This window comes from Pseudomonas sp. UM16, assembly GCF_050312595.1.
Classification (GTDB): Bacteria; Pseudomonadota; Gammaproteobacteria; order Pseudomonadales; family Pseudomonadaceae; genus Aquipseudomonas.
In genome coordinates this window covers 59,204-83,884 of sequence record NZ_JBNPJT010000019.1, presented here as the reverse complement: position 1 = coordinate 83,884, position 24,681 = coordinate 59,204, and the positions used below count along the sequence as shown (strand labels likewise).

Annotated in this window: 19 protein-coding genes; all 19 read right to left on the bottom strand. The window is 51.8% G+C overall.

Annotation, left to right across the window (positions count from 1 at the left end; all coding sequences use genetic code 11):
• Nucleotides 1-4 precede the first annotated feature (4 nt).
• Nucleotides 5-364: an IS66 family insertion sequence element accessory protein TnpB gene (tnpB, locus tag ACQRAX_RS21265; protein WP_019412232.1), complete on the bottom strand. Its 360-nt coding sequence runs from the start codon at nucleotides 362-364 to the stop codon at nucleotides 5-7.
• A gap of 372 nt (nucleotides 365-736) precedes the next feature.
• Nucleotides 737-1,846 carry a DUF1972 domain-containing protein gene (locus ACQRAX_RS21260; RefSeq protein ID WP_412041171.1) on the bottom strand — a complete coding sequence of 370 codons (1,110 nt, stop codon included), beginning with the start codon at nucleotides 1,844-1,846 and terminating at the stop codon, nucleotides 737-739.
• Nucleotides 1,847-1,995: 149 nt separating this feature from the next.
• Nucleotides 1,996-3,117: a glycosyltransferase family 4 protein gene (locus tag ACQRAX_RS21255; RefSeq protein WP_412041172.1), complete on the bottom strand. Its 1,122-nt coding sequence runs from the start codon at nucleotides 3,115-3,117 to the stop codon at nucleotides 1,996-1,998.
• Nucleotides 3,114-4,220, bottom strand: a complete 1,107-nt coding sequence (locus tag ACQRAX_RS21250; RefSeq protein WP_412041173.1) for a polysaccharide pyruvyl transferase family protein — start codon at nucleotides 4,218-4,220, stop codon at nucleotides 3,114-3,116. The genes ACQRAX_RS21255 and ACQRAX_RS21250 overlap by 4 nt, the downstream gene beginning before the upstream one ends.
• A gap of 10 nt (nucleotides 4,221-4,230) precedes the next feature.
• A complete protein-coding gene (locus ACQRAX_RS21245; RefSeq protein WP_412041174.1) occupies nucleotides 4,231-5,430 on the bottom strand; it encodes a hypothetical protein in 1,200 nt (399 codons plus the stop codon).
• Nucleotides 5,431-5,445: 15 nt separating this feature from the next.
• Nucleotides 5,446-6,588 (bottom strand): O-antigen polymerase, encoded by a 1,143-nt coding sequence (locus tag ACQRAX_RS21240; protein ID WP_412041175.1) that lies wholly within the window; start codon nucleotides 6,586-6,588, stop codon nucleotides 5,446-5,448.
• 10 nt (nucleotides 6,589-6,598) lie between these two features.
• Nucleotides 6,599-7,726, bottom strand: coding sequence for a non-hydrolyzing UDP-N-acetylglucosamine 2-epimerase (gene wecB / locus ACQRAX_RS21235; protein ID WP_412041232.1), 1,128 nt, complete (start codon nucleotides 7,724-7,726; stop codon nucleotides 6,599-6,601).
• Between the two features lie 546 nt (nucleotides 7,727-8,272).
• A complete protein-coding gene (gene rfaH, locus ACQRAX_RS21230; RefSeq protein WP_412041176.1) occupies nucleotides 8,273-8,758 on the bottom strand; it encodes a transcription/translation regulatory transformer protein RfaH in 486 nt (161 codons plus the stop codon).
• 967 nt (nucleotides 8,759-9,725) lie between these two features.
• Complete coding sequence (locus tag ACQRAX_RS21225; RefSeq protein ID WP_412041177.1) at nucleotides 9,726-11,054, bottom strand: Wzz/FepE/Etk N-terminal domain-containing protein; 1,329 nt, start codon at nucleotides 11,052-11,054, stop codon at nucleotides 9,726-9,728.
• Nucleotides 11,055-11,241: 187 nt separating this feature from the next.
• On the bottom strand, nucleotides 11,242-12,294 hold the full coding sequence (locus tag ACQRAX_RS21220) for an LPS O-antigen chain length determinant protein WzzB (protein ID WP_412041178.1): 1,053 nt from the start codon (nucleotides 12,292-12,294) through the stop codon (nucleotides 11,242-11,244).
• A gap of 264 nt (nucleotides 12,295-12,558) precedes the next feature.
• A complete protein-coding gene (locus ACQRAX_RS21215; protein ID WP_412041179.1) occupies nucleotides 12,559-14,022 on the bottom strand; it encodes an MBL fold metallo-hydrolase RNA specificity domain-containing protein in 1,464 nt (487 codons plus the stop codon).
• A 121-nt stretch (nucleotides 14,023-14,143) separates the two neighbouring features.
• Entirely contained in the window at nucleotides 14,144-14,383 is a 240-nt protein-coding gene (locus tag ACQRAX_RS21210; RefSeq protein WP_412041180.1) for a lipopolysaccharide assembly protein LapA domain-containing protein, read from the bottom strand.
• A gap of 20 nt (nucleotides 14,384-14,403) precedes the next feature.
• Complete coding sequence (gene ihfB / locus ACQRAX_RS21205; RefSeq protein WP_412041181.1) at nucleotides 14,404-14,712, bottom strand: integration host factor subunit beta; 309 nt, start codon at nucleotides 14,710-14,712, stop codon at nucleotides 14,404-14,406.
• A gap of 263 nt (nucleotides 14,713-14,975) precedes the next feature.
• Nucleotides 14,976-16,652 (bottom strand): 30S ribosomal protein S1, encoded by a 1,677-nt coding sequence (gene rpsA / locus ACQRAX_RS21200; RefSeq protein ID WP_038608311.1) that lies wholly within the window; start codon nucleotides 16,650-16,652, stop codon nucleotides 14,976-14,978.
• Between the two features lie 125 nt (nucleotides 16,653-16,777).
• Nucleotides 16,778-17,458 (bottom strand): (d)CMP kinase, encoded by a 681-nt coding sequence (gene cmk, locus ACQRAX_RS21195; protein ID WP_412041233.1) that lies wholly within the window; start codon nucleotides 17,456-17,458, stop codon nucleotides 16,778-16,780.
• A gap of 2 nt (nucleotides 17,459-17,460) precedes the next feature.
• Complete coding sequence (locus tag ACQRAX_RS21190; RefSeq protein WP_412041182.1) at nucleotides 17,461-19,701, bottom strand: bifunctional prephenate dehydrogenase/3-phosphoshikimate 1-carboxyvinyltransferase; 2,241 nt, start codon at nucleotides 19,699-19,701, stop codon at nucleotides 17,461-17,463.
• A 44-nt stretch (nucleotides 19,702-19,745) separates the two neighbouring features.
• Nucleotides 19,746-20,840: a prephenate dehydratase gene (pheA, locus tag ACQRAX_RS21185; protein WP_045180067.1), complete on the bottom strand. Its 1,095-nt coding sequence runs from the start codon at nucleotides 20,838-20,840 to the stop codon at nucleotides 19,746-19,748.
• Entirely contained in the window at nucleotides 20,840-21,925 is a 1,086-nt protein-coding gene (serC, locus tag ACQRAX_RS21180; protein ID WP_412041183.1) for a 3-phosphoserine/phosphohydroxythreonine transaminase, read from the bottom strand. The genes pheA and serC overlap by 1 nt, the downstream gene beginning before the upstream one ends.
• A gap of 99 nt (nucleotides 21,926-22,024) precedes the next feature.
• Nucleotides 22,025-24,661 carry a DNA gyrase subunit A gene (gene gyrA, locus ACQRAX_RS21175; RefSeq protein ID WP_412041184.1) on the bottom strand — a complete coding sequence of 879 codons (2,637 nt, stop codon included), beginning with the start codon at nucleotides 24,659-24,661 and terminating at the stop codon, nucleotides 22,025-22,027.
• Nucleotides 24,662-24,681 lie beyond the last annotated feature (20 nt).

Below are 24,681 nucleotides of genomic sequence, written 5' to 3'. Positions count from 1 at the left end.
CGAATCAGGCGACAAATCGAGGCGTCAAAACTTGATGCGGACGGTTGCGCCACAAATCAAAACCGTCAAGTAACCAGTTGAGCTCTTGAACCGTCAGCACGATGGCTTCATCCGAACAATCCGGTGACGTTTTGAAACGCTCGGACTCCAGCCGTTTGAGCCAAAGGCAAAAGCCGTTGCGTTCCCAATACAAAATCTTCACCCGATTGCGGGGTTTGTTGAGAAAGACGAAAAGCACCGGATCGAACACCGCGACCTTGATGTCCAGTTCGACCAGAGCGGCGAGGCCGTCGATGGATTTTCGGAAGTCGACGGGCTTGGGGTAGAGATAGACTTTTTCGACTTTTGCGTCGGGACGCATCATGAGGTGCTGGCTCCGGAAAGGAATCGGGAGCACAGCATCGGGGATCAGTTGGTGACTTTGAATGTGGGGTTTGTGGAGCGGTTACGTTCATGGAGCGGTTACGGACATTCTCGCCTCAGCCGCTCGTGCAGCACGAGCGCTGGGCACTTGATTATTCATTGGTGCTTCTGAAACACCACACTAGTACGACCAAGATATCTACGGCACCGTATAAAATAATTAATACAAAAATAAAAACCTAACAACATAGCACTAACAACTTCATTATAAGTTATTTTCGAAGCTTGCCACCCTCTAGAGATTGCTATCGATTAGGTGGCGAACCATCAGAAAAGTTTACTAGTACAAAAAACCCATCACTACATTACTAGATTACTTACAAGGATACCAATGAACCAATAGCTTTTCGTACTCATGCAGAATCCGGTCCCAAGTAAAGCACTCTAAAAAACGCTCATAACTAGCGACCTTCATTTGAGAAGTAGTTTGATCATCTGTTAACAAGAGATCAAAGTGTGCTGAACAAGTGGATTCATCATTGAAATAGGCGGCACTTGGACCAACAACCCAGCGATTAAAAGGATTGTCGTGAGCGATCACAGCACAGCCAGCCCCCATAGCTTCTACCAACGATGGGTTAGTACCACCAACACGATGACCGTGAAGGTAAAAGCGGCTGAAAAAACGCAATGCTTGTACCACTGCAACCTCATATATTGCCCCGGGAAAGATCACCTCATCACTAGCAGCATCCATGACTTGCCGATGGAAATCGTTAGTGTCCGGTGAGAAGTTACCCAGTACGACTAATTTGTGTTGGCGTCTCTTGCAACTGAAAGCGCGAACCATCTCAAGAAACGAATTTTCCGGCTCAGGTCGTGCGATGATGACCGAGAAATTACCAGCTTCAATGCCGTAGGGAGTAAGTAGATTAGCATCTGCGCTGTTCACCACCTCCCCCCCATAGGGGATCATGGTGATCTTCTCAGTCCGTACCCGTGTAGCTAAGTGTTCCTTAATTTTTGGATGATCAGCCACTAAATGGTTGCCTATCCAGCAGCCAGCACGCTCATTTAGCCAGAACCAAGTTTTGGCGATCAATCCCCACTTATCCCGGCGCCACTCAACACCATCCATATTGATGACATTGATTTGACCTTTAACTCTCTGCATGAAATTAAAAATGGCCGTATTATAGCCAAGCGTAAGAAATAGCCCATCTTTTGATAAAGCATGGCAAGTAGCCTTCCAGTCAAAAACAACTGTACCTACAGCACCAGAGCGTTTTACCGGAATATGGACGCGGTGCACACCTTGCCAGTTACTTTCCCATACCCCTCCCTCACCGTCCTCTTGACAATAAACCGTAACCTCCCAACCTTTAGCAACAAGAAAAAGTGCAAGTTTTTCAGTAAAAGTCTCGAAGCCACCATGCCTGGCGGGAATGCCACGAACCCCTAAAATAGAAAGCTTATATTCCATCTAGACCCACCAATTTAAAACAGCCCACAACCAAAACCCATCATCAACCATACAAAAATAAAATACCAAGATATTCAAACATACACGTCAATACGTTCAGGTATTTTTCGATGAGTCGGACAAAAACCAATCATAGCGGACAATGCAAGTCAACCATGAACCTTGCTTTTTGCAATAGCCTTTTTATAACCTTGAAGAGTCGCCTCAGCAGTTTTATCCCACGTATAATTCAAAATAGTCCTATCACGCATACGTTGATCAAACTCTTGCTGCATAACATCAACTACACCTTGCCTTATACTTTGTACCGAAGAAGGATCACAATATCTTGCGTACTCGCCAAAATAATCACGAGTATCACCCTTCTCGGTGATTAATAAATTACACTTCATAGCCGCTGCCTCCAGAGAAGACAAGCCAGGAGTCTCCATCCAAGAGACTAAAGCATGTGCCTTAGCAACCTTATATAGAGCTGGTAGTTCGTCGTGAGGCAAATAATCAATAAAATGCACATTATCAGGCGCCTCGGACAAACACTGCTGATAATACTTCAAAGCGTTAGGCCCGGGCTTACCTACTATTACCAACTTGTAAGGCAAGCCTTCCATGGCCCGGACCAATTGAAGCTGACACTTTCTCCCCTCAATGCGAGCAGCACTTAAAAGACATCCATCGAAAGCCAGGTATTTTTCAGGAATAGCTACCGAGTCATAATTAAAAACATTCACATCAACTGCATTGGGGACCGAGACATAATCTGCACCTACAAGGTTCATATCATGTTCCACCCGCCTCATCTCCGACTCTGAGTTCGGAAGAAACACATCAACCATTGAGCATGCTTTCAACTGTAGGCGATGATACCCCGTTGTTAGCAATTTAACTGTACCCTTGTGATACTCTCTATTCAACAATGCTCGAGCTGCAACCTTACAATACTCGATTGTATAGTTTCCGAGAATATTAGAAAGAACTCCATATATACCACCACGAGCATATCTATCATACTCTACATACTCACCCCAAATCGTAGAGAGTGCAACCGGCTTACCTTGTGATTTAGCATTTTTTATCTGAAGATAAATTTCCTGTGGATTACGAAGATTAAACACATGAACAAGATCATACTGAGAAACATCAGGCTCGAGCTCCGTCGTAACATCAACTTCGACAGCTAACTTTCTCAAGTATTCTGCCGTCTTCAATATTTGAGTAGTGTCCCCACCTGGGCTTGAAAAAAGTGTAACCCTACTTTGAAAAAGGACCTTCATTCCCCACTCCTTCGAATAGCATCAATCAGTAAATTCTCATAGCTTTTATCTGCCATTAATCGCTTGCAAGAATCGTTAAAAACCATTGATTTTGAACGAACATCCTCAAGCATGCTAGGCAAGTCAGGCAAAACTAAATTATCTCCTCGTAATACCTTACAAAAATCTTCGACTCCTAACTCGCTACACAAACCAAAAACTTTATCATCATATGCAATAGACAAAACTGGAACACCAGCCATTACACTTAGAACCAAGCCGTGGAACCTCATTGTAACAATACTTTCATAATCAGAAATTACCGAAAGTATTGACTCAATACCAACATCTACAGAGAGAGGCTCCACTTTTAACTCTTCCCCGCCAACTCGCTCTCGAATAGCATTCGCGAAAGACACATCCTCTCGCAAGTCAAAACACAATAAATCTACACCCGCCCCGGAATCTAAAATTTCTTTTATTCGCTTTGCCCAAAAATCAATTTGAGAACTTCCATAAGGCTCCCAATATCTTAGAATAAAAGCGACTCGTCGCCCAAGACCAGCTCGACTTACCTTGGAGCGATCTACTGGGATACCGAATACAACGTCATTGCACAATCCGATATTTTTACTGATCCCATACAAACGCAAATTCCGAAGCGAGACCCTATCCCTAACAGCTACAAATTTTGCCCAACCAATAATTTTCTTAACAAAAAAAGCACCAAGCCGACCTTTAGGGGCGTGAAAGCTATTAGCATGGATTATGAAATCAACATTCCTTAGCCGCAGATACAAAGCTCTTGAAAACCATGAGACCAAGTGCCCTATTTTATACTCATAGAACAACCCCCCCCCCCCAATAACAACAACATCACTCTTTAAAAACTCGAATTTACGAGAAAAACTTAAACGAATAAAATTCTTAACAAGCTGAACAAAATCCCAAACAGAAGAATACTCCAAAAACTCCCCTTTGAAATTTTTGAAGTTCCTTTTGGACACAACCTTGTTGAAAGTAAAAACTTTTACATCTTCCTCGGAGCACACCTTAACAAGAGAAGAAATCATTGATAAGCAGATAAGTTCATCGCCTAGATTATCTCCACCAAACCCGCCCATAAGTAATACTCTAGACAAATTTTACCCCTCCCCTTAAAGACAACCTCACAAACAAAAAAACAGAGAAAAAAGCAGCAAATAAATTTGCCACTATTACAACCTTATAAAATTCACTCAAGCCACTTCCTTCACCCATAAAAAAAAGTAAAGAAAACATCAAAGAAACAACCCCTACCACGCCCGGAAATATTCTTTGCCACCCCGAACAAAAAACGAGCATATAAACTGAGCAAGCAGACATTATAACTTTAAGAAGAATTACAAGAAAAACTTCCTCCCCCCACTCCCCCGCCTGGCAATAGACCTTATCAAATAGATAACAAGACCCGGGACCATAAAACAATGTAAAGAAAACATAAGACCCAATCAAAAACGAAGCACAGGCCCCTAAATACATAGCGCTACCACCACGTAAAACCGGATCTTTCATGTCGATTTTTGAATAAAATAAAAAAACCAAAATCTCCAAAAAAACCATTGCTAACGATACGAACCTATAACCATACTGATAAAGAGCCGCCGAACTATCATCAATAAAGAAATTAACAACCAATGAGTCTGCTAAAACAAAAATAGACCCTACAAACATAGGAAGACCATAATTCAAAAAAACTTTAATTCCATCGATTTTAGGTGTGCCGAACAAATTCTTCAAACTAAAAAATCTAAAACTCAAAAGAGGAAAGCCTTTCAAAAGCATAAAAAGCTGAATCAATCTTGCGAAAAGCAATGAAAAGGCAAAAGAAAATACCGACATATGTCCAATTAGAACAAAAGCAGAAAAAGAAGATACAAAAAATACAACCGCCCAAACCAAGCTGGAACGCTCCTTATTTAAGCCGCCGGACAGTCGATAATAATATCCAACATAGATACAAACAGACTGCAACATAAAGCAAATCCAAAAAACGAACCCCACGCCACCCAAAATAAAAAGGAATACAAATACGCCAACAAACCCAACAATTATAGACAGCCGAACCCTATACAACCCAAGACTCTTTAAATAAAATTTTCTTTTGCCCTTCCATGCTTCAGCAACTGAATAAAAGAGTCCCCAATCCTGCATCACATGTAGCAATGCCCCTAAAGTAAACGCTAGAGCTACAACAGCAAACTCGGAATGGGTCGAGTATTTCGCGAACAGAAAAAGAACCAGCCCCCCCAGAAACATCCGAAGAAAATAAATAATCATTACATTTACAATCATACGAATAGTCTCTCACTATTTCATGATGAGCTTTTTTTCCAGCAAGGCCCCGGACAGTACAAAAAGATATGCAGTGACCACTGGTATGAAATAGAACCAAAAAATCGGCGCCACTCCAGAAGTTATTATTCGGATAACGAAAACAACAACAATTACAAAGAACATTCTGTATAAGTAACCGTGACTAAAAACAAAGCGCGAAACAAAAAGAATAATAGCCCCGATCAAAAAACCAGACAAAAAAACCCCAGTCAAACCAAAATTAAGATATGCCTCCCCAATTATAGTTATACTTACGCCTTCGCCGTCAAACTTCAAACCAAGTATTTCTTTAATTTGATGCCCAGTGAATTTCCCATCACCAAAGATAGGGGAGATCATGTCTGATATGAAACTAGACCCATACGAAAATCCTTGCTTCCCAACAAGTTCAAATACAGATTCTATGTTCCCACCATAGACAATCAGAGGCCAAAATAAAGATAGCATCCCAAAGCCCTCGGCTCCCGACTTGTATCTAGCATATCCTACCAAAGACATCAATAAAAATAATACCGCCCCGCCAACAAGGAGTTTCCCATTCACTAAGCTTCTGAAGTTGAATTTTTCACGACAGATCAAAGAAAACAATGCCACATGAACGAGCAAGAAGAAAAACAAGGATCTGTAACCAATCCCCATCAATAGCAAAGAGACAACAAACCAAACTATTGGCAACAAAACCCACCTAGCGTAGCCTCCGCGAGCAAAAAACATGGAACTTAGGTACGACATAGACACATAAATAAACCCAACTCCAAATATAATGTACTTACCTACACCCTGTTTCATCTCTACTCGCGCATTTTCAGCATTTTCAGCAAGAGCAGGAACCCCCCCCATTTGATAGTACGCATAGATTATAAACAAGATACCAACAAAAAGTGAAAGGTGTATTGAGTACCTCAGCGGCACTCCCACCGACATACCACGGCTCTTTTTGAGACTATGAAGTGAAAACCATAAGAATAACCCACCAATTAAATACCCTAACAGGTGCAGCAAGAACAATAAGAATACATCCACCGTAACTAAATTAAGGTCAAAATAGTACGAAAGAGGAAAGCTAAGGCCAAGCAAAAAGGTTATGAATATAGGGTAAATTAATATAGCACCCACAATACCCTCCTTACAAAAAACGACTTAAAGCATCACAAATCCGGATTGCAGCTTTACCATCACCGTATGGATTATGAGAGAAACTCATTTTTTGATACGCCTCATCACTTTCAAGTAGTGTACTAACCTCCCGAACCAAGTTACTTACTTCCGTCCCTACCAACTTGACTGTACCTGCAAGTATAGCCTCAGGTCGTTCCGTGGTTTCACGCATAACCAGTACTGGTTTGCCCAAGGATGGCGCTTCTTCTTGTATACCTCCAGAGTCTGTTAAAATTATGTATGCCTGACTCATCAGATGTACAAAAGGCAGATAATCTAGCGGCTCGATCAAATGAATATTGCTAATATCATTCAGTAACCGATTAACAGGCTCGCGCACATTAGGATTAAGATGAACAGGATAGACAATGTCCACATCAGGGTGCTGTCGAGCCACTTCCATCAATGCTTGGCAGATACGCTCAAAGCCTCCGCCAAAACTTTCACGGCGGTGCCCAGTCACTAATATCAATCTACGGTTTGGATCGAGGAAAGCTGAAGGTTCTGCTGCTTTGGCCTTTAGGCCTGCATCTAGGTCAAGTCTCTTGACCACATCTAGCAGTGCATCAATCACTGTATTGCCGGTCACCATGATGCTCTGAGGATTGACCCCTTCACGAAGCAAATTAGCTTCAGACGTTTTAGTGGGAGCAAAATGCAGATTGGCAATTGTTCCAGTTAACCTACGATTCGCCTCTTCAGGCCATGGTGAATATAGATTTCCAGTGCGAAGCCCCGCCTCCACGTGCGCAACAGGAATTTGTTGGTAATACGCAGCCATACTTGTTGCGAACGTTGTAGTTGTGTCGCCATGCACCAGAACTACATCCGGCTTGAACTCTGAAAATACGGCTTTCATGCCCTGTAAAATAGCAGTGGTAACGTCAGTTAAGTCCTGCCCAGGTTTCATGATATTAAGATCGAAATCCGGCTCGATCGCGAATAGATCAAGGACTTGATCCAACATCTCGCGGTGCTGCCCAGTAACACAAACCTTTGCCTCGAACCGCTCATCAGCAGCGAGTGCTAATACCAAGGGTGCCATCTTAATAGCCTCAGGGCGAGTACCAAATACGCAAAGAGTTTTCATATAAATAATTCCTTAACTAAAATCCTGAAGTGCTCAAAACCTACTGAAACGACCTTGCTAGACATTCTTAAAAGCCATCACTAGACTAAATATCCAACAATTCGCTTGTCTGTCACCGTTGAAGTTTTGACTAATATTTTCACCTACCGTTATGTATGCACTCTCTATCCGATTATCGTCTAAACGTGACATCAACAATCACTTTCGCCATCAACTTAAGGTGAGAGTTTATGTAGTTTCCCAGACCTTGAAAATCGCGTCTGGCATTTGCAGGCCACTATTTGAATTTTCAGCGATCAGACTATCTGATATATAAATCTCCAACTATTCTGCAAATTTCCTTTCCTTGTTTTTGTGATTACTCGAGCAATATTGAAGTTTCTTGTTGAGCTCGCAAACATGATTAAATTCTGAATATTTCAATACAACACTGATAGCAGAAAACCCAAACCAATTTAGTTAAAGCACGCTACCGCCCCAGGATTTACCGTTCATTTCCTGAGAACGTTGTGTTCCATGTCCGCCCCGATCAATGACTCAACCGGGCGTCGCTCAATGTGCAGCAATATCGGCCAACGACAAGCTAACCTGCTGTTGGTGATTGAGCAATTTGATCAGTAAAATAACTCGCTCTTCACCATCCATTGCCATGAAGATCGCGTCGAGCTCTGCAAAGCTACTGTTGGTTACACGAACATTATCGCCTACCTTGTAGCCGGTTGTTATCTCAATTTCCGCCTGCCGTTGAAAGCGCTGCACTAGCTCTTCACTGACAGGCAGTGGCCGTCCACCAAAGCTGACGACATGACTTACACCGCGGGTGGAGCGCAGAGGGGCCCAGTTGGAATCGTCGGACATTTGGATAAACAGGTAGCCCGGAAACAGAGACTCAATCTTGACCTGCAGAAGCCCGCGCGACACTCGCTCCCGCTTACACTTTGGTCGAGTGCACTCGTAGCCCTGACGTGCCAGATTATCTTCAGCACGTTGATCTTGTCTTGGTTTGCACTGTACCAAGTACCAGCTATAAGACTTCATCTATGACGTAATTTTAACTTGACAGAATTCATATTTTCCCACCCGCTTCTTCGCTAGCTACTCAATGTAGACACGTCGCTAACGTGCATACGCCATACCCTTTTCTGCCGATTCCAATGCTTTCGAAGCATCGTTGGCCGGCGATACGACATGGAGGCTCCTCCGAGCCCTACCCAGCCTTCCTGTTCGGTCATCGCCTACACAAGATTCGATTAGAAGGCTAGGCTCTGTACGAAAAGCCTTGATACTCGGTGATGCTGCGTAGAAAACAGCCTCGGAATGCTCATTTACAACCCGTAAACTCCGCCTCCTCGGCTGTTTCCGCCTTGCCTGACCTTCGTCTCAAAACTTTTCATACAGAGCCTAGTGCCTCGACCGCCTAACATTATGCCTTGAATGCATTGAATCGACGTTCATGCCTTTCAGAAGGTTGGTGATTCTGGTCATCTCAGGTCATCAACTCCCGATTTCCAATCGACAATCACATTCCCGCGCCAAGGAATACCATCCTACCTCAATCAGGTAAAAACTGAACCACTGGAAAAACAGATTTTACGAGTCGCCTAAGGAGAAATACATGATATGTATCTATTTATACCAATAGCATCACGACTATTTAGCTAGACTTTCAGCAACCTGACAACCTCACACAATACAGTCAGCGACAATATAAATTCATCTAAAAAGTACCTTCCTTTGCCTTCGTCGTTACTTTCATACACTATGACCTGGCATGCACTTTACTGAACTCCAGAACTAAGTAACCGTCAACAATTGCGCTCGAAGGAGAACTTCGAGCGCACCTTAATTAAATCAGTTCCTCAGCTCCACCAAGCGCTTCATTCGACCACTTAGTATTCGGCATAGAGAGTTCTAAATTACCATCCCAAGAATACTTAGCGACATTTAACACAAGAAACAACCAACACTTAGTTCACTATCTAAAATCGCAAAATTCTAACCAGCACTAAGCGTGAGTAGTCTGAGGCATATCGACTCGTGCAGCCTCACCTTGAAGCTCCAGAATTTTGACTTGACGGAGATGAGTTTTGAACATCCCGCGCATTAATGCAATAAACAATCCAAACAGCAGCCCTCCCACCGTTGCTGCAAGTACAATAAGAGTCTTGCGCGGTGCAACTGGTTTGGTAGGAGGTACGGCAGACTGATCAACAATGACCATACGTAACTGTTGCATATCCATCTTTATACTTTCTAACCGGGCACGCTCTGCTCGAAGTTCCTCAATCCCTTCCAGGAAGACAACCTCATTCTCTCGTGCCTTAAGCATCTCAATTTTGCGATTGAATGTCAGCATCAGCATTTCTTTACGGATTTGTGCCACTCGAGGGGCAGTAAAGTCATCAGAAACACGCTTGCGCAAGGTATTTCGCTCAGCCTCCAAAACATCAGATCCCATGAAGTACAGCGGCACCTGCTGACTATTCACCTCAGTGCGAACAACATTACTCGCCCCCACTACCTCCTCTGCCATAGAGGATGGGGTTGCAGGTTTTTTCAAGCCAAGGCTTCGTGCAACACTGATGGCCTCCTCAAGCTGGACCAAACGCGCCTCACGACGCATTCTCAACTCCACGCGCAACGCCTTCAATTCGTCTTGAAGTTCTGCTCGTTTTATTGCATCAACTTCCTTTAGACGAGCAATTTTGCTTTCCTTCTTCGCTTCATATTCCTTTAGAGCGGAGTCAAGCTTTTCAGCAACTTCCTCCAAGCGATTATTAACGATAATCTTAAGGTCTTTCGTAAGCTGAGCGCGCTCACTATCGATAGTGAAAGAAACGAAATCGTTAAGAATGGCAGTACCATCCACCCCTTCTTTATAGCGCATCTTCAGCCCAATAAAAGCAGACAGAAGGTCCGCCTTTTTAGGATTGGGCTGCATCAGCACTAACGATTCGTTAAAGTTGGAAAAAGCTTGCTCTGGCGTTTGTCCCGAGTGGGTATACGCATCTATCAAGTCTGGCTTGGTACGGAAATAATTCAAGCGCGTATCGTAGGAATCCAAGGCTGCGCCTACGCGGACTAAGGCCTTACTAGGGGGTAAAGAATAGACTTGGGAGCGATTCAAAGCATCCAAATCGTTTAATGCAGCTGGACGCAGAACAGTGCTCACTTCGTACTCTGGCGTAGCGAGAAACGCATACCCCCCCCCCAATATTGCCCCCAAAAGCGCCACTGTAAGGATTAACATCCTGCGCCGCCAAAGGGTCCCTAGAATGTGGAAAAGATCGATCTCATCCTGAGCTACTGCTGGTATACGGGAAGCTATGGTCACAACAAAGCCTATCTGCTATTGGTAGGTCTCACCTCAGACAGGCATCCTCAGACTCTGGAATACCCTGGCAGGTATCCATCCCTCAGTACATTCCATGTCGTGCGATGACGGGGGCGCTATTCTCGCACCATCCGTCGACCAACGACAGAGCGTCGTGCAATTCCTTTGCTATCATGGCAATTCGCCGCTATGCAGATACTTTCTTTCGCCTAATCCACACATCACGGCCCAGCGCCGCAACCAAACCTAATGCTAATCCAGCTACCAAACTCAACACGACTATGATAAATTTTCTCGGCTTGATCGGCTTGTCCGGCTGCTCTACCACACCATCTTGTTGATACACGGCGATAATCGAAGGGTCAACCTTAAGGTTTCGGTAGAAGGTCAACGTCTCCTGCTTCTTCCGCATCCCTTTAATAAATGGATCATCGGAAGAGCGCGACTCAAGGTTTGCGATCTCCGCCTCAAGCGCCTTACTCCCCCGCATGTAGGTTAACGAACCGTCCATTCCCGCCGACACTTCGGCTGACAGGGTGCCGGAGATCAATGGTGGCTTCTCCAAACCGATAGACTTTGCTACCACCAGTGCCTCCTTTAGCTGAGCGATCATATCCTCTCGCTCCTTGCGAGCACTAGCCTTTGCCCCAGCGACCTGCTGCTCAATGTTGTCCGCCTTGACCAACATCTCACTCCGATTGCTCTTCAACACTTCCTGCTTCGCACGCTCCGCAGCCATCTCAGCATAAGCTGTCACCCAACTCGCGGCTTGCTCAGGACTCTCAACATTGGCGGTAATCACATAGCGAATAGGCGTGTCTTTGCCAGCTTGCGCTACATTGAGCAGCTTGCCGAACTCACTGTACAAGGTATCCTTGGACCCACTGCGCTCCTCCTCACTCAAGGTCGGCAGGTAAACGGTACGGAAGAACTTGCTCCGCACCGCCTCCGACAGTAATGCCTTGGCGTACACATCGTACACATCCTTGACCGCCAGAGTAGCGAGCCCGGTTCCCTCACCACGGCCGTAATTCAACTGAGCTATATCATTTTGTGACGGAGGTTGAACGAACAGCTTCGCTTCATAAACCGGCGTGGCCAAAAATGCATATGCAATGCCTATGGCCATGATCGGTGCAGCTACCAACAGCACCCATACCTTCTGACGCCACACCCCTTCGATCAGCTCAAACAAATCAATCTCATCATCACCACTACGGCGCTCAGGTTCATTGCGCATTTATTCTAATTTTCCTTGGATCCGTCTAACTGCATTCATACTTAAGGGCACCGTCGCCGTGCCGTCGTCGATCTCGTCACCTCAGAACCAGGCGGTTTACACCCTCCCACCCCTGAAGCGTAGCGTCATTCTGCCATCCTGCTCGCAAGATCTGCACCTTGCTTCATCGGCCTCACGCGCCTGAATTTACAATCTGAGATAGAGCCCCCAAAAGCGCAATAAGTTCCATTCAATCCGACCATCATCCGCCTCTCTGCCGAACGGCTAACCAGCGCCTGGAATGGTTACCTCCACCTCCAACCCCGCTTGGCTAAAACGTCGCTGCAGCGCAGCAGCCAACACCTTTTTCGCCCTACCCTCCCCATGCACCAGCACCACTTCACTTGGCGGCTGGTTCATGCCCACGGCAAACGCCAGCAACCCCGCCTGGTCCGCATGCCCGGAGTAACCGGTCAAACTAATAACCTTCGCTCGCACTTCATACCCCTGCCCATCCAGCTCGATAAGGGTATTACTCGGCGTACGCCCACTCGCCTGGATCGCCGCCCCCGGTGTGCCTTTCACCTGATGCCCGACAAACACCACCTCATGCCGCGTATCACCAAGCATGGCCTTGAGGTAATTGACGATTCGGCCACCCGAGCACATGCCGTTGCCGGCGATGACAATCGCCGGACGACCGGTGCTCTTGAGGTAATTGACCACTTGTTGATGCTTGGCGTGGGTATCAATGCTGATGAGCTGGCGAAACCCCAATGGCGCTCGCCCCTCACTCAGTCGCTGCCTGGCTTCGTTATTCCAGTACTGATGCAAGTCTCGGTAAGCCTGGGTGACGCGCTGCGCCAAGGGCGAGTCGAGAATAATCGGCAGCTCGGACCAGTCCATGGCCCGGATCGGGTCGACTTCGCTATCTGGTGCGCCCTCTTCTTCTTTCAACAACGCCTTGCGGTACAGGATGTCTTCGATTTCGTAGAGCAACTCCTGGGTCCGCCCCAGACTGAAAGCCGGAATCATGATGGTGCCCTGGTCGGTCAGTGCACGATCAATGACAGCTTCCAAATGCTGTTGACGCTGGCTGCGATCAGCATGCAAACGATCACCATAGGTACTTTCCAGTACCAGGATGTCGGCACGCTCGGGCGGCACTACGTTGCGCAGCAACGGGTTGCAGGGGGCACCCAAATCACCGGAGAACACAATGCGCGTCTCACTGCCGGTAGCGACATCCTCGACGTCGCACTCGACATAGGCCGATCCCAACAAATGGCCGGCGCGCTGTAAACGAATGCGGCACTTGACGCCTTGCCGATCGATCAACGGATGCCATTGGCCGAAGGGCAAAGGCACAATGCGCTGCTGGATACGCTCGATAAAGCGCGACACTTGAAGCTGATCGCTGCTGATGCCAAGCCTGAAAGCATCTTCCAGCACCAAAGGCAGCAAGCGTGCAGAAGGCTCGCTACAGAGTATCGGGCCATGGAACCCACCCGCCAGTAATGCCGGTATGCGGCCAACATGGTCAAGGTGAACGTGGGTGACGATCAGCGCCTCGATGCCTTGGACGCTAAAGCCCAGTTGCTGTCCATCCGCCGGCGCTTGCACCTCTGCACCTTGCTCCAGACCGCAATCCACCAGCAAACTGCTGTGTTCATCCACATGGAGCTGATGGCAGGAGCCGGTGATGCCGCGGGTGGCACCATGATGTGAGAGGAAGGGATAGCCCCTCATGTGAGGTACGCTCCAGGCTGGCAAAAAAGGGGGCTATTTTCCCACCGCCACTCAAGAACCTCTCCCGGCTAAATCTCGGCGTTCTGTGAGAAAAATCTCTAAGCATTGAAAGGCAATCCGTTTAAAGCGTAGCCCGCAATCGACGCTTGCTGCGCAGGACACCATAAGCACCCAGCAACGGCCCTATCGCCAAACCCACCAACAACGCTGCCAACACAGGCACCGCCACAGGCATTGCCGGCGCCGACCAGCCGAACATGACCAAGGCCACGGTTTGTTGGTTTTCCAGAACAAAAAACAGCACCAGCGTTGCCAATGCCAGGATAAACAGCACCGCCAAGGCGCGTTTGAGGTTACGCATCAGGTTCTCCCTGGCAATGGCTACTGCGCATGCTGACCTTCATGCTCTTCATCTTCATTGACGCGGTCGCGTAGTTCTTTACCCGGTTTGAAATGCGGTACGAACTTGCCGTCGAGGCTGACGGACTGACCGGTCTTGGGATTACGCCCTACCCGCGGGGCGCGGTAGTGCAGGGAGAAGCTGCCAAAGCCACGGATCTCGATGCGATCTCCGGTCGCCAGGCACTGGGACATCTGTTCAAGCATGGTCTTGATGGCCAGCTCTACATCCTTGGATGAGAGCAGCCCTTGATGGGTGACAATACGTTCGATCAGCTCCGACTTCGTCATATTTTTCCCTTCTTTATCAAGCAGCTAGATCATTGCTTCATTGTTTTTAGCATGACCTGAGGGTTTTGAACAGGGTGGTTATTGACTTAATCGAGGAATCTTGTTTTGCCCCCCTACAAGGAAACCTCACGACACTTCGTCGGTAACTTTGGTAAACCCAGTCGGTGCAAGGGTTACAGGCACGCAGTGAACCTGGATCAACGGTAAATCGCAGGCACAAAAAAAGGCGACCGAAGTCGCCCTTTTTTAGATCCAAGCAGAACTTAGTTCTGTTTGGCCATTGCCTGACGCAGCAGCGCGGCCATGGTGGTGTCAGCAGCTTCCGGAGCAGTTTCTTTCAGGCTCTGGATGGCTTCTTTCTCTTCAGCGTCGTCTTTCGACTTGATGGAGAGGCTGATCACGCGGCTCTTGCGGTCAACGCTGATGATCTTAGCTTCGATCTCTTCGCCTTCCTTCAGAACGTTACGCGCGTCTTCAACGCGGTCACGGCTGATTTCGGAAGCTTTCAGAGTGGCTTCGATGTCGTCGGCCAGGGTGATGATAGCGCCCTTGGCGTCAACTTCTTTAACGATACCTTTGACGATAGCGCCTTTGTCGTTGACAGCAACGTAGTTGGAGAACGGATCGTCTTCCAGTTGCTTGATACCCAGGGAGATACGCTCACGCTCTGGATCAACCGACAGGATCACGGTGTCCAGCTCGTCGCCCTTCTTGAAGCGACGTACGGCTTCTTCGCCCACTTCGTTCCAGGAGATGTCGGACAGGTGAACCAGACCGTCGATGCCGCCGTCCAGACCAATGAAGATACCGAAATCGGTGATCGACTTGATGGTGCCGGAGATCTTGTCGCCCTTGTTGAACTGGCCAGAGAAGTCTTCCCATGGGTTCGACTTGCACTGCTTGATGCCCAGGGAGATACGACGACGCTCTTCGTCGATGTCCAGAACCATAACTTCCACTTCGTCGCCGACTTGTACGACTTTCGAAGGGTGGATGTTCTTGTTGGTCCAGTCCATTTCGGAAACGTGTACCAGGCCTTCCACGCCTTCTTCCAGCTCTGCGAAGCAGCCGTAGTCGGTCAGGTTGGTTACACGCGCCATTACGCGAGTGCTTTCTGGGTAACGCGCTTTGATAGCAACCCATGGGTCTTCACCCAGTTGCTTCAGACCCAGGGATACACGGTTACGCTCACGATCGTACTTCAGAACCTTGACATCGATCTCGTCGCCAACGTTGACGATTTCCGATGGGTGCTTGATACGCTTCCAGGCCATGTCGGTGATGTGCAGCAGGCCATCAACGCCGCCCAGATCAACGAATGCGCCGTAGTCGGTGAGGTTCTTGACGATACCTTTGACCTGCTGGCCTTCCTGCAGCGATTCCAGCAGAGCTTCGCGCTCGGCGCTGTTTTCGGCTTCCAGGACGCTGCGACGGGAAACGACAACGTTGTTGCGCTTCTGGTCCAGCTTGATGACCTTGAATTCCAGCTCTTTGCCTTCGAGGTGGGTGGTGTCGCGCACTGGGCGGACATCAACCAGGGAGCCCGGCAGGAACGCACGGATACCGTTAACGTCGACAGTGAAGCCGCCTTTAACCTTACCGTTGATAACGCCCTTGACCACTTCTTCGGCGGCGAAAGCTGCTTCCAGAACAATCCAGCACTCGGCGCGCTTGGCTTTTTCACGGGACAGTTTGGTTTCGCCAAAGCCGTCTTCGACCGCGTCCAGCGCAACGTGAACTTCGTCACCGACCTTGATGGTCAGCTCGCCAGCTTCGTTGTAGAACTGCTCGAGCGGGATGACGCCCTCGGACTTCAGGCCAGCGTGTACGGTAACCCAGTCGCCGTCGATGTCGACAACGATACCGGTGATGATCGCACCCGGCTGAAGATTGAGGGTTTTCAGGCTTTCTTCAAAGAGTTCTGCAAAGCTTTCGCTCATTTTAATTCCTGTAAATTAGGGCGAGACATACGCCCATCAGCCACATTCCAGACAATGTGGGTTTCGTTCATATAAAGGAAAGCCGACAGGACGTTGACTGGTGCCCCTGCCTGCCTCCCTGGTCATCAGGCGATATCGCGCTGGGCGATCTCGCTCTTGATGCGTTGCAACACCTGCTCGATGGACAACTCCGTGGAATCCAGCTGAATCGCATCGGCCGCCGGCTTGAGCGGGGCCACTGCGCGCTGGGTGTCGCGCTCATCACGCGCACGAATCTCATCTAGCAGACTCGACAGACTAACATCTTCGTCTTTGGCCTTCAACTGCAAGTAACGGCGGCGAGCTCGTTCCTCAGCGCTGGCGGTCAGGAAAACCTTCAGCGGCGCGTCAGGGAACACCACCGTGCCCATGTCGCGGCCGTCGGCAATCAGCCCCGGCGCCTCCTGGAATGCCCGCTGACGCTGCAGCAAGGCATCACGTACCGCTGGCAGCGACGCGACCATCGAGGCCCCGGCACCAACGGTTTCGGTACGGATGACGTTGCTGACATCCTCACCCTCGAGAATGATCTGCTGCAACTTGCCCGGCTCAGCAGCGATGAACTGCACATCCAGGTGCGCCGCCAGCTTGACCAGCAGCTCTTCGTTGGTCAGGTCAACGCCGTGGTTGCTGGCTGCGAAGGCCAACAAACGGTACAGCGCGCCCGAATCCAGCAGCTTCCAGCCCAGCTCGCGCGCCAAAAGGCCAGCAACGGTCCCTTTACCCGAACCGCTTGGACCGTCGATGGTGATGACCGGCGCATTCATGCTCACGACTTGCCCTCTTCAGCAACACGAATCCCGACTTCGGCGCACAGGGCCAGGAAGTTCGGGAAGGACGTAGCGACGTTGGCGCAATCATGAATACGGATTGGCGCGGTGGCGCGCAGCGAGGCGACGCTGAAGGCCATGGCAATGCGGTGATCACCATGCCCGTGCACTTCGCCACCACCAATCGGGCCGCCGTCGATAATGATACCGTCCGGAGTCGGCTCGCACTTCACACCCAGGGTCAGCAGGCCATCGGCCATAACCTGGATGCGGTCGGACTCTTTGACCCGCAGCTCTTCGGCACCACGCAGCACGGTGCGGCCTTCGGCACAGGCGGCAGCGACGAACAGTACCGGGAACTCATCGATCGCCAGCGGCACCAGGTGCTCAGGGATATCGATACCTTTGAGTTTAGCCCCCCGTACGCGTAGATCGGCCACCGGCTCGCCGCCGACTTCACGCTGGTTATCCAGGGTAATGTCGCCGCCCATCAGGCGCAGAATATCAATGACGCCAGTACGGGTCGGGTTGATACCGACATGCTCAAGCACCAGCTCGGAACCCTGGGCAATCGACGCCGCCACCAGGAAGAAGGCTGCCGAGGAAATATCGGCCGGCACTTCGATATGGGTTGCAGTCAGCTTGCCGCCGGACTGCAGGGAAGCGGTCGAGCCGTCAACATTAACGCTATAGCCGAAACCACGCAGCATGCGCTCGGTATGGTCACGGGTCGGCGCAGGCTCGGTGATGGTGGTCTTGCCTTCGGCATACAGGCCTGCCAGCAGCAGGCAGGATTTCACCTGGGCGCTGGCCATTGGCAGGGTGTAGGTCAGGGCCTTGAGCGTGTGCCCGCCACGAATGGTCATCGGCGGACGACCTTCGGCGGCGGTCTCGATGACCGCGCCCATTTCCCGCAGCGGGTTGGCCACACGGTTCATCGGGCGCTTGGACAGCGAGGCATCGCCCGTCAACACGGTGTCAAACGGCTGCGCTGCCAACAGGCCAGACAGCAGGCGCATGGAGGTACCGGAGTTGCCCAGGTAGATCGGCCCCGGCGGCGGCTCCAAACCATTGAGGCCAACACCGTGAATGGTCACCCGGCCATGGTGCGGGCCTTCGATAACCACGCCCATATCGCGGAACGCTTGCAGGGTCGCCAGCGCGTCTTCACCCTCAAGGAAGCCTTCGACTTCAGTGGTGCCTTCGGCCAGGGAGCCCAACATGATCGAGCGATGGGAAATCGATTTATCACCTGGTACACGAATTCGGCCAGACAGTTGGCCACCAGGATTTGCCAGGAAAATCAGGTCGTTGGAGTTCATAGCGTCCACATAGGCCCGGCGGGCCAGGATTTTACTGAAATGCTCGCGGGCAACCCGGGCGCGCGTGAAGACGCCCAGCAATTGATGCCCATCCCCTGCATCGACCGCGTCGCGCAAGGCGTCGAGGTCGCTGCGAAATGTATCAAGTGTGCGCAGAACAGCTTCGCGGTTGGCGAGAAATATGTCGTGCCACATGACCGGGTCGCTTCCGGCGATTCTTGTGAAATCGCGGAAACCACCGGCAGCGTAACGGAAGATATCCAGGTTTTCATTGCGTTTGGCCAGGGAGTCGACCAGACCAAAGGCCAGCAGGTGCGGCAGGTGACTGGTCGCCGCCAGGACTTCGTCATGGCGTTCGACCTGCATATGCTCGACATCGGCGTCCAGCGCACGCCACAGCCGGTCAACCAGGGCCAGCGCAGCAGGGTCGGTTTCGGCCAACGGCGTGAGAATCACTTTATGGCGACGGAACAGCGCGGCGTTGGAGGCTTCCACCCCGCTCTGCTCGGAACCGGCAATCGGGTGCCCGGGCACGAAGTACGCCAGCTGCTTGGCAAACGCCTCACGCGCCGCACGCACCACATTACCCTTGGCACTGCCGACATCGGTCAGCACCGCGTGCCCCAGGTCAAGTTGCGCCAGTCGAGCCAGGAGCTTTTCCATGGCCAGGATCGGCACGGCCAGCTGAATGACATCTGCACCAACGCAGGCCGCAGCCAGGTCTTCTTCGCAGCGGTCGACAACCCCCAACTCCACCGCCAGCTTGCGCGACTGTGGGTCCAGGTCAACGCCGACCACTTCACGGCAGAGGCCGCTTTCGCGTAGCCCCTTGGCGAACGAACCGCCAATCAGCCCGAGACCGACCACCACCAGCCGACCGATAAGCGGCTCGACCTTGTTCAACACGACTTCAACCACGGAGCAGGACCCTATTCAAATCTGTATGCACGTCACTCATTACGTCAGAGTACAGCTTTGGGATAGGAACCCAATACCTTGAGAGCCACGGCTTCCTGACTGATCTGTTCAAGTACGGCCTTGATCAGCGGATCGCGGTGGTGACCCATGAAGTCGATGAAGAACACGTAGGTCCATTTGCCACTGCGCGACGGACGAGTCTCGATACGGGTCAGGTCGATACCGTTCTGGTGGAATGGCACCAGCAACTCGTGCAAGGCGCCCGGTTTGTTGCTCATGGAAACGATGATCGAAGTCTTGTCGTCGCCGGTCGGCGGCACTTCCTGACTACCGATCATCAAAAAGCGCGTGGAGTTGTCCGGACGGTCTTCGATCTTCTCGGCCAGACGCGTCAGACCGTAGAGACCTGCCGCCATGTCGCCAGCGATCGCTGCCGAGTTCCACTCACCCTTGACCCGCTTGGCTGCCTCGGCGTTACTCGACACCGCGACGCGCTCAACATTCGGGTAGTGGGCATCAAGCCATTTGCGGCACTGGGCCAACGACTGGGCGTGCGAGTAAATGCGGCTGATGCTGTCGGTCTTGGTGTTCTCACCCACCAACAGGTGGTGGTGGATACGCAGCTCGACTTCGCCACAGATGACCATGTCGTGCTCAAGGAAGCTGTCGAGGGTGTGGTTAACCGCACCTTCGGTGGAGTTTTCCACGGGCACCACGCCAAAGTTGACGGCACCGGCCGCCACTTCGCGGAACACTTCATCGATGGCCGCCATCGGCTTGCTGATCACGGCGTGACCAAAGTGCTTCATCGCCGCAGCCTGGGTAAAGGTACCCTCAGGGCCGAGGTAGGCAACTTTGAGCGGCTGCTCAAGGGCCAGGCAGGAGGACATGATTTCACGGAACAACCGCGCCATCTCTTCGTTGCCCAGCGGCCCTTGATTGCGCTCCATAACGCGCTTGAGCACCTGCGCCTCACGCTCAGGACGGTAGAAGATCGGCTCTTCACCGGCCGGCAAGGCCGCCATCTTCACCCGCGCCACTTCCTGGGCGCAGCGGGCACGGTCACTGATCAGCTCGAGAATCTTCTCGTCGAGACTGTCAATGCGCACCCGCAGCGCCTTGAGTTCCTGCTCCGACATCAGCCGTGCTCCTTCTCGAATTCAGCCATGTAGGTCACCAGCGCTTCTACCGCATCCAGACCCAGAGCGTTGTAGATCGAAGCACGCATGCCGCCCACCGAACGGTGGCCTTTGAGGTTGAGCAGGCCACGCACATCAGCACCGGCGAGGAACGCCTTGTCCAGACGCTCGTCAGCCAGGCGGAACGGTACGTTCATCCAGGAACGGGCGTTGACACTGATCGGGTTGCTGTAGAAGTCGCTGCTGTCGATGAAACCGTACAGGCGGTCCTTCTTGGCGCGGTTGCGCTGCTCCATGGCAGCAACACCGCCCTGCTCCTTGAGCCACTCGAAGACCAGGCCCGAGAGGTACCAGGAGTAGGTGGCCGGGGTGTTGTACATCGAGCCGTTGTCGGCTGCGACCTTGTAGTCGAGCATGGTCGGGCAACTGCTGCGGGCGCGACCGAGCAGGTCTTCACGCACGATCACCACCACCAGGCCACTTGGGCCGATGTTTTTCTGCGCACCGGCATAGATCAGACCGAAGTCAGCGACATCGATCGGACGCGAAAGGATGTCCGAAGACATGTCGACCACCAGCGGAACGTCACCGGTCTGCGGCACCCAGTCGAACTCCAGACCACCAATGGTCTCGTTCGAGGCGTAGTGCACGTAGGCGGCACCTGGGGTCAGGCTCCACTCATTCTGGCCAGGGATGGCCAGGTAGTCGTAGGCTTTGGCACTGGCAGCAACGTTGATGTTGCCGTAGCGACGGGCTTCTTCGATGGCTTTCTTCGACCAGATACCGGTTTCGATATAGTCGGCGGTGCCGTTTTCAGGCAGCAGGTTCAGCGGGATTTCAGCGAACTGCTGACTCGCACCACCCTGCAGGAAGAGCACCTTGTAATTGGCGGGAACGGACAACAGGTCGCGCAGGTCCTGTTCGGCCTTTTCGGCAATGGCCACGTAGTCGTCGCTACGGTGACTCATCTCCATCACGGACAAGCCCTTGCCATTCCAGTCCAGCATTTCGGCCTGGGCACGCTGCAGGACAGCGTCGGGAAGCGCAGCAGGGCCTGCGCAGAAGTTAAAGGCTCGTTTGCTCACATCCACTCTCGCTCTGCTCTTGATGTCCGTGGAAGTGGCCGGCCGGCGCTGGATTTGCACCGCGACGGCCACCCCACCAGGGTTACGCTACTGTGTTGGTTATTCCTGCTGCGCCTCTTCGTCGCCAGCGGCCTGCGCCTCTGGTGCGTCATCGGCGTCAACGACGTCAGCATCGACTTCGTAGTCCTCGTCGCCTTCCTCTTCGGACGGCTCCTGGACACGCTCCAGACCCACCAGGGTCTCGTCGCTGGCCAGCTTGATCAGGGTCACACCCTGGGTATTACGACCCAGGCTGGAGACCTCGCCAACGCGGGTACGGACCAAGGTGCCCTGGTCGGAAATCAGCATGATTTCTTCGCCATCCTGCACCTGTACCGCACCGACCAGACGACCGTTACGCTCGTTGCTGACCATGGCAATTACGCCCTGACCGCCACGCTTGTATTCGGGGAACTCGCCGATTTCGGTGCGTTTGCCGTAACCACGCTCGGAGGCGGTAAGGATCTGGCTGCCCTCCTCCGGAATGATCATCGAGATCAGCTTCTGCCCTTCGGCCAGACGCATGCCGCGTACACCACGGGCGGTACGGCCCATGGCACGAACGTCGGACTCTTTGAAACGGGTAACCTTGCCAGCGTCGGAGAACAGCATGACCTCACGCTCGCCATCGGTGATGGCCGCAGAAATCAGTACGTCGCCTTCGTCCAGTTCCAGGGCGATCAGACCGACGCTACGCTGACGGCTGAACGACTCCAGCGGGGTCTTCTTCACGGTACCGTTGGCGGTGGCCATGAAGATGAAGTGACCTTCGGTGTATTCCTCGACCGGCAACATGGTCGAGATGTACTCGCCTTCGTCCAGCGGCAGCAGGTTGACCAGTGGTCGACCGCGCGCAGCACGGGAGGCTTCGGGAATTTCGTAAGTCTTGAGCCAGTACACCTTGCCCTTGCTGGAGAACAGCAACAGCGTGGTGTGGCTGTTGGCGACCAGCAGGTGCGAGATGTAGTCCTCGTCCTTGACACCAGTAGCCGATTTACCTTTACCACCGCGACGTTGAGCCTGGTAGGCGGCCAACGGCTGGGTCTTGGCGTAACCGCCATGGGAGATGGTCACAACCCGGTCTTCTTCCGGAATCATGTCGCCCAGGGTCAGGTCCAGACGCGCATCGAGGATCTCGGTGCGGCGCACGTCGCCGTATTCAGCGCGGATCAGTTCCAGTTCTTCGCGGATCACTTCCATCAGGCGCTCGGCGCTGCTGAGGATGCGGATCAGTTCGCCGATCTGCTTGAGGATCTCCTGGTACTCGGCCAGCAGTTTCTCGTGCTCAAGACCGGTCAGGCGGTGCAGGCGCAGGTCCAGAATGGCCTGAGCCTGTTCCGGCGACAGGAAGTACTTGCCATCACGCAGACCGAACTGCTCGTCGAGATTTTCCGGACGGCAGGAGTCGGCACCGGCGCGCTCGACCATGACCTGCACAGCACTGGATTCCCACGGCGTGCTGATCAGCGCTTCCTTGGCTTCCGACGGGGTCGGCGAGGCCTTGATCAGGGCGATGACCGGATCGATGTTGGACAGCGCTACCGCCTGGCCTTCAAGGATGTGGCCACGCTCGCGCGCCTTACGCAGTTCGAACACGGTACGGCGGGTAACCACTTCGCGGCGGTGACGCACGAACGCCTCGAGCAAGTCCTTGAGGTTCAGGACCCGTGGGCGACCGTCGATCAGGGCGACGATGTTGATACCGAACACCGCCTGCAGCTGGGTCTGGGCGTAGAGGTTGTTGAGAATCACCTCCGGCACTTCGCCACGACGCAGCTCGATGACGATACGCATACCGTCCTTGTCGGACTCGTCGCGCAGTTCGGTGATACCTTCGAGTTTCTTTTCCTTGACCAGCTCGGCGATCTTCTCGATCAAGCGCGCCTTGTTCAGCTGGTACGGCAGCTCAGTGACGACGATCTGCTGACGGCCACCGACCTTATCGATGTCTTCGATGGTGGAGCGGGCACGCATGTAGATGCGGCCACGGCCAGTGCGGTAGGCCTCGATGATGCCCTGACGGCCATTGATGATGGCGGCGGTCGGGAAATCCGGGCCCGGGATGAACTGCATCAGTTCATCGATGCTGATGTCGGCGTTGTCGATCAGCGCCAGGCAACCGTCGATGACTTCACCGAGGTTGTGTGGCGGAATGTTGGTCGCCATGCCCACGGCGATACCGCTGGAACCGTTGACCAGCAGGTTGGGGATCTTGGTCGGCATGACCGCCGGGATCTGCTCGGTGCCGTCGTAGTTGGGCACCCAGTCGACGGTTTCCTTGTGCAGGTCCGCCAGCAGCTCATGGGCCAGCTTGGTCATGCGCACTTCGGTGTATCGCATGGCCGCGGCATTGTCGCCGTCCACCGAACCGAAGTTACCCTGGCCGTCGACCAGCAGGTAACGCAGCGAGAACGGTTGAGCCATACGTACGATGGTGTCGTAAACGGCCGTATCACCATGAGGGTGGTACTTACCGATTACGTCACCGACCACACGGGCGGATTTCTTGTACGGTTTGTTCCAGTCGTTACCCAGTTCGCTCATCGCATAGAGAACGCGGCGATGCACGGGCTTCAAGCCATCACGCGCATCGGGCAGTGCACGCCCGACAATGACGCTCATCGCGTAGTCGAGGTAGGACTGTCTCAGTTCGTCTTCGATATTGACCGGGAGGATTTCTTTGGCCAGTTCGCCCATGAGAAGCCTGATTCCTTTTT